A 6,025-nucleotide genomic window follows, 5' to 3' on the forward strand; every position below is an offset into this window, starting at 1 on the left:
TCCTCATCGATAGAGGAGAGAAAACTCAAATCGGTAAAGACTTGCGATTACGGGTACTCCGTAGTGCTGCGGGTACGCCAGGGAACCGCTGTCCTTCTGGGGTGGTGCGGTAGGCCGCTAGCCAGGCTTCAGCATGGGGACCAATGGGACGCAATTCTGTTTGAAAAAGATGTGGATCAACGGATGTTTCAAAGTTGTTGTCGGCTACAAACTGGAGGATACGGCGACCACTTTCCGCCATCTTGGCCCGTTGCGAGGGTTCAGCTGTACCCCCTAAATAGCGGTTGGACACCACTTCAATTACATTCCATTTGGTATTGGCATCAAAGGCTTTTTTAATATCGGGGGCATCCAGGAGTTTCAAGATCGAATTGAGGTAATGCCCCACTTCCATCGTCAAGGCAAAGATATTGCCATAGGTCGAACGGTCAAGGGCATATCGCAGATCAATCCCCAAACGCTGAACGGTGGCTGAGCTACCGAAGGGGCGTTGATTGATCATCGGTCCACCTCGGATCACCTCACTCACTTGCAGGTCTCTAAAGTACTGAGCAACGGCCACAATAAATCCCACCAATTGCCGATGAAAGTTCAGATTGGTAACTGCTCCAGCCGGGGCTTTCGAGCTGCCATAGTTAAAGGCCCGTCGGTAGGCGATCATGCGATCGCGTGTACCATAACGCAGAGGCCTCCATTTTTCCACCAAATACAACGCCCGTGCACCAGGACCTCGCTGAATTCGCATTTTGCCCAGACGGAATAGTTTGATCAACACATCTACCACCTTAAATACCTTCATGCGCTCATGCTGGTAGATGTAGTACAGCTCTGCTGCTGCATGGAGTTGGCTAGGGACCACTGAATCATCAAAATCTGGCTGTACATAGGGATAAGGTAAGTTTTCAAACTCGACTGCCCCTTTATCACCAAAGCCAACCAAGTCCAAAAAGCCATCTCCCCCTCCGTTGGCTGCATTTTGGAGTAGTTCGGAAAATCGGTCTTCAAATTGCTGGGCAAATTGCTGACGTTGTTCGGGTGGGACTTCCGCTAAACTTTCTCGTAGGAAGTCATCCCACAAGCGTTGAATAGTCTCAGTGGTTTGGTAGCTCATGGCAAGCGTCCTTCTTTAAACAGATTCGCTTTTATAAAATTTTTCTGACAAGGTCGAGCCTTCACGATTTTCTAGCCCCCCGCTTTTTCTGAGTCGAAGTTCTTGCGGTTGTCGTTCTTGCTGACTCACCAGTGGACTCTACTTCGACCAACTGCTGAATCGTATCTATGTATAGTTCTTGGCACAGTAAGCAATACTTTTCATAATCTGCTTGCGTTGACGGGGCAGAGGAATCTAGGAGGGCCTCCAAACGTTTTAAAAGCGCAGGGTTCTTGGCCACTGCCTGACGATAGCTTGTATACATGGGCAGATTCTTCATGCTTGAAAGTGCTGATCCTAAGGCCTGAGCATCCTTTCTATAGACCCCAACCACGACCTGAAGATAAATCAGGACAAATGAGACTATAAACGTTTGCTGGGGCGGTTGTGGCGGATCTATTTTGGTAGCAATGGTGTCGAGCTTGGTGCATACAGCATCGAGCCTACTGCTAACGCCTTCAATGGCCTGCACTATTTCCCTATTCCGTTTATGCAAAGCGGTAAACTGTGTCGGATTGGTATGGATTGAAGTTGAGTTAGCCATAACCATAGGAGTTAACCTCGCACTTCTGAACTGGATCGGCGGTAAGCAGTTGCGGTACCTCTTAATCTGAAAATGTTGCAAATTGACTAAGAGGTCGATGACTCGATCGGTGGGCCAGACTCTTCATCATCGTTGCTAATTTCTCGTTGAATTCGCACAAGATTTACATCAATACTCGCTTGAGCATTCGCCACAGCACTCAGACTCACTTCATATTGAGCGGGGAGTGGGAAATTCAGTACACAGGGTTCTCCATTACCCGTGGCGCTCTGCCGGGCATTCTGAATCACAGCTTCAATAACATCGAAAACACCAAGGTTACCGTTTATCCCACTAAATGGGATGCAAGCTGGTGCCATGGTTTGTACTAAATCTCTCCAGCGACTTTCTGTATCCTGCTGAATACATAATTCTTGGTCTACAAGTTTTCTGAAATCTGGTTCACTGGGTGATGGACTGGGCAATTGGGGTAACTCTACGTACGGGTCCGTAGCAGGAGGCATGTTGACAATTCGCATAAATAAAAGATTACGAACTGTACTGAGAGCATTGCGAATGCGAGTATTCAGCTCAAGGGGATTTGGATTCTGTGGAGATGGAGGTAAACAGGTCTCACCGTTTATACTCATACCTTTCAGGACCGTGTCTACCATATAGCTATAGGCAACGGCTCGATACTCTGGTTCATCATTTTCAGCCGTGCCCAGTGCATAGAGATCAATGGCACGGTCAAGATCGTACAGAATCTTATCCAGAATAATTTGACACTTGACGGTTTCGGGCGTGCAACCACATCGGGCAAAGCAGTCCAGCAACTCGGCAAGTCGATTACGCTCGATCGCAAGATCTACCAATCGTTGTTCAGCCGATTGTTCATTGGCTGAATTTCCATATAGGCCATAAAACAGAATAGGTGGCCGTGCTAACCGTAACAAGCGAAATCCACCCGCTCCTTCAAACGCATCAATAAATAATTGCAAAGCTTCTAAAAAGGCTGTCAGTGGAGGAGACTGCGGATCGACTAAACCACTGGCAATCAATACCAGGCGACGCAGACGAGGGATTTCGAGCTGAGCCGTTGCCCCCAGATGGCGTAACCCTTCAACATTGCCATGGCTGGCACGCTGAATAAGCATGTCCATAATGCGAGACAATTCATTTTCAGTTAGCAGAGACCGTAGATCCCCCTGTCCTTGGTCGTCCAAATGTTTGTATAGTTGACGATAAGCATCTACTCCCCTAGGCCATTCATTGGGAGCATACGCATCTTGAGTAGAACCAATAAAATTCCTCAAAGCGTAGAGGGCTGAATCCCGGCGAGCCTGAAGTTCGCTGTAGGGAACTTGGAGCAAATAGCGACTCCGATTAAAGCTAACATTTGCTAGTGCTTCACCCATCGTTACCAGCAGCACTGCAGTCACTTCATCAATACTCTGGGCTAAGTTGCGATAGTTGACATTGACCACAGGTGAACTCAATGCCCCCACTAAGCGAACCATCCGGGCATAGTCCCCTAAGGTTCGACGAATGCCAAAGGTTTTGTCTCGCTGGCTGGAGTCAAGGGCAAACCGGGCCGAGTGAAATGCCTCAGTCATTGCTGAGCGAATGGCCATCGCCCAGCCTTCTAACTCTGGGGTGACATCTTTAAGAATGGCGTTGCTCGTTAATTCCTGTAGATCTCGCTCCACATCGTTCATAGCCTGCTGTAGTTCAGCATCCGAAGAGGTTTCAGCTCGAACCATGGGGGCTGGTGTTGAGGGTGTTAGTAGAAAAGGTACCCCCTCAGCTTCGCGATCAATCGCAACGGCTTGCGGCGTCCCTTTATAACGGTCTAGTAAGGCTTCAGCCACCTCTTGGGCATTGTTTGGATCGCTTACTCGCAATTCACGACGAATTAAGTTATCCAAGGCTAGCTTAGAGTTAGCACCATCTCTGGGCCTCGTGCCATTGTGGCGAGTGTTGTAGTAAGAATGGCTGGATTGGGCTACCATGGCTTTCGTTGATCTCCTAAGGCTAAAGCATTGGGTATTAGGCGGCTAAGGCTTTCTGGGTTGCAATCGAGGTCAATGTCGGTGGATTATTGGACTTTGCTAAATGAGCGGTCACTAATTGACTAATCTTGTTAGGGGCAACCTTGCCAGAAGATAGGGCGTAGGCCGAAGCACTAACCAAATGACGAGGGGGTAAGTGAGTGGGCACTTTGCCTGTTACTAACGTTTTAGCCCCGGCCTTAATTCGTTTTTGATCTTGAGCAGTAAACGGGATAATGTCTGCCAGGGAATGCTGACCTAAATTACGGCGCGTTTGATAGGCAATTTCGTCTACGACTTTTGGGATTAACTGATCAGCTGTTTTCAGCAGCCGAATGGGGAGGCGATTAGGCTGGGTAAGTGGGTAGAGGCCCTTCCACACTTGCTTTAAGCGGGTAGATTCTGCTTCAAAGCGCATCCGTCGAAGCATTTCTGCCAAAATCAAAACCCGCAGATAGGCAGTGGGATGGGCTCCCCCAGGGCGATAGGTTAAGGTGCGGGTGGATGGGTTAGCCAGGAAAATAGCCATGCCCCAGGCTGCTGCTGGCCCCCCGAGTAATAGCGCTGCTAAGTCAGCAAAGATTTCTTTATGCCAGCGACTATAGGTTTGCGTGAGGGCAGGATCGGTAGTGCCCCGCAGAACCCGATGAAGAACAGCTTGACGATTCTCTTGCCATATTCCTAAATCGGCTTGTAGGTTGTGGGCTACTTCATGGAGAAACACAGCTTGCCAGGGGTTATCTCGATCCCAGGGAATTCGGATAATGGGGAAAGGATTGGGTTCCCCCAGCAAACGACTCAGTACAACGCCGCGCCGCATAGTAGCAGGTGAATAACCATGCTCCATATAAGAGACAGGTTTAAGGAGAGAACCCCGAAACAAACGTGGAGCAGCTTGATGAATGGCCGTATAGCAATCAGCTGAGATCGCATCATAAGCATCAAGAGAAGGTGCAAATGCTGACCCCCGCTGCCCAAATATCTCGAAGAAGAGGCCAAAGGCTCGCCGGGCTCGATCTAACTCGCGCTCAACTAGAGCGATATCAGCCAAAACTCTGGGAATGGGAGCAGTAGACCAGGTACGCTGGAGGTGATTCAAACGTTTCATGACTTCACGATCAATCTTGGCAAGGCGTTGGTTGGCAGCTCGGAAATGTTCTGGAGAAGGGGCATAGGGGCGATCCTGGGGACGTATGCCGACTGCGGTTGGGTTGATACTTGCGAGTCGGCCGGCCCGCGCTGCTAGCATCTGAATTTTTGTGCACAGAAATGCTCGAACTGCCATAACCCTTTTCCCTCAAATCAGCAGCTTGGCTCCCCTAGGGATAGAAGCTGCATTAGCATCTGACAGAGACATTCCCACATACATGGCAACGGTATTTACTCCCCCTCATCATGGGATAGGGATAGGGTTTTCTTGCTCCCTTCATCATCCGCTTCATCTTGGCCACCTTCTTCACTTTGCTGGCTAAGCGACGAGTTGTAGTGGGGCTTTTTGCTACTTTGGCAGTCGTTTTTGGAATCGTCTTAGTTACAGGTTGGCCCGTTTTGTTGGACACGGCCTTAGCTACTTGAACAACTTTGGGCATTGCTTTTGTCGCTTTGACTCCACGGCGACGGCCTAGCATCTTAGTAGAGTTCTTGACTTTCTTCACTAGCTTGATCCGTTTGGACTTGGGCAAGCGAGAAACTCCGGGTATTGTCTTCCGGATTGCCAGACCCGCAATTACAGGAGCTGCAGCATCCAACTCTTCCAGATCATCAATATAATCTACAAGCTCATCTAGTTCTTCGAACTCATCGACAAATTCATCTGCGCCCAGAGCTTTCTTGTTAACCCATCGCCAGACTTTACCAAACTTAGATCGTTTAAATTTCTTATACCGTTTCTTCCCTAAAATTTTCTTGCCGACCCGCCCAGCTACTTTCCTGATTTTAGGCCCAACATGCTTTTTGAGAAGTTTAATACCTTTGACGAGTTTACCCCAAAACTCATCAAGGTCATCGGTCCCTAGTGCCTCAGCAACGATGTAATCGAAGGCGTCATAGTCATCTTCAAAGTCATCGTAGGCCTCGAATGCATCATAGTCATCTTCAAAGTCGTCATAGGCCTCGAACGCATCTTCAAAGTCATCATCGTACTCATCTTCAAAGTCATCATCGTAGTCCATCTCGGATAGACCATCAGCTTCTTCGTAAAACAAGTCGTCCATGACGTCGGTGGCGTACATGATTCTTCTCCTTCCTTCAGTGGTTGGAACTGGGATAAAAAACTAGCCCCTTTAGGGAGTCCGAATAATA

At 48.7% G+C, this 6,025-nt stretch carries 5 protein-coding genes; all 5 read right to left on the reverse strand.

Annotated features, from left to right (window positions below; all coding sequences use genetic code 11):
* Positions 1-25: 25 nt before the first annotated feature.
* A complete protein-coding gene (locus tag Q0986_RS19670; protein WP_299414679.1) occupies positions 26-1,111 on the reverse strand; it encodes a hypothetical protein in 1,086 nt (361 codons plus the stop codon).
* 61 nt (positions 1,112-1,172) lie between these two features.
* The gene (locus tag Q0986_RS19675) at positions 1,173-1,694 is read right to left on the reverse strand and encodes a hypothetical protein (protein WP_299414681.1); all 522 of its coding nucleotides are present in this window, start codon (positions 1,692-1,694) and stop codon (positions 1,173-1,175) included.
* An 86-nt stretch (positions 1,695-1,780) separates the two neighbouring features.
* Positions 1,781-3,685, reverse strand: a complete 1,905-nt coding sequence (locus Q0986_RS19680; RefSeq protein WP_299414683.1) for a hypothetical protein — start codon at positions 3,683-3,685, stop codon at positions 1,781-1,783.
* A gap of 37 nt (positions 3,686-3,722) precedes the next feature.
* Positions 3,723-5,009 (reverse strand): hypothetical protein, encoded by a 1,287-nt coding sequence (locus Q0986_RS19685; RefSeq protein WP_299414685.1) that lies wholly within the window; start codon positions 5,007-5,009, stop codon positions 3,723-3,725.
* 52 nt (positions 5,010-5,061) lie between these two features.
* Positions 5,062-5,955 (reverse strand): hypothetical protein, encoded by an 894-nt coding sequence (locus Q0986_RS19690; protein ID WP_299414687.1) that lies wholly within the window; start codon positions 5,953-5,955, stop codon positions 5,062-5,064.
* Between the last annotated feature and the right edge of the window lie 70 nt (positions 5,956-6,025).

The organism is Acaryochloris sp. IP29b_bin.148 (assembly GCF_028285565.1).
Taxonomy (GTDB): domain Bacteria; phylum Cyanobacteriota; class Cyanobacteriia; order Thermosynechococcales; family Thermosynechococcaceae; genus Acaryochloris.

What these genes read in the sequence shown, in the direction of transcription:
- Q0986_RS19670 (WP_299414679.1), bottom strand. Translation starts at nt 1,111, where the DNA reads ATGAGCTACCAAACCACTGAGACTATTCAACGCTTGTGGGATGACTTC.
- Q0986_RS19675 (WP_299414681.1), bottom strand. Translation starts at nt 1,694, where the DNA reads ATGGCTAACTCAACTTCAATCCATACCAATCCGACACAGTTTACCGCT.
- Q0986_RS19680 (WP_299414683.1), bottom strand. Translation starts at nt 3,685, where the DNA reads ATGGTAGCCCAATCCAGCCATTCTTACTACAACACTCGCCACAATGGC.
- Q0986_RS19685 (WP_299414685.1), bottom strand. Translation starts at nt 5,009, where the DNA reads ATGGCAGTTCGAGCATTTCTGTGCACAAAAATTCAGATGCTAGCAGCG.
- Q0986_RS19690 (WP_299414687.1), bottom strand. Translation starts at nt 5,955, where the DNA reads ATGTACGCCACCGACGTCATGGACGACTTGTTTTACGAAGAAGCTGAT.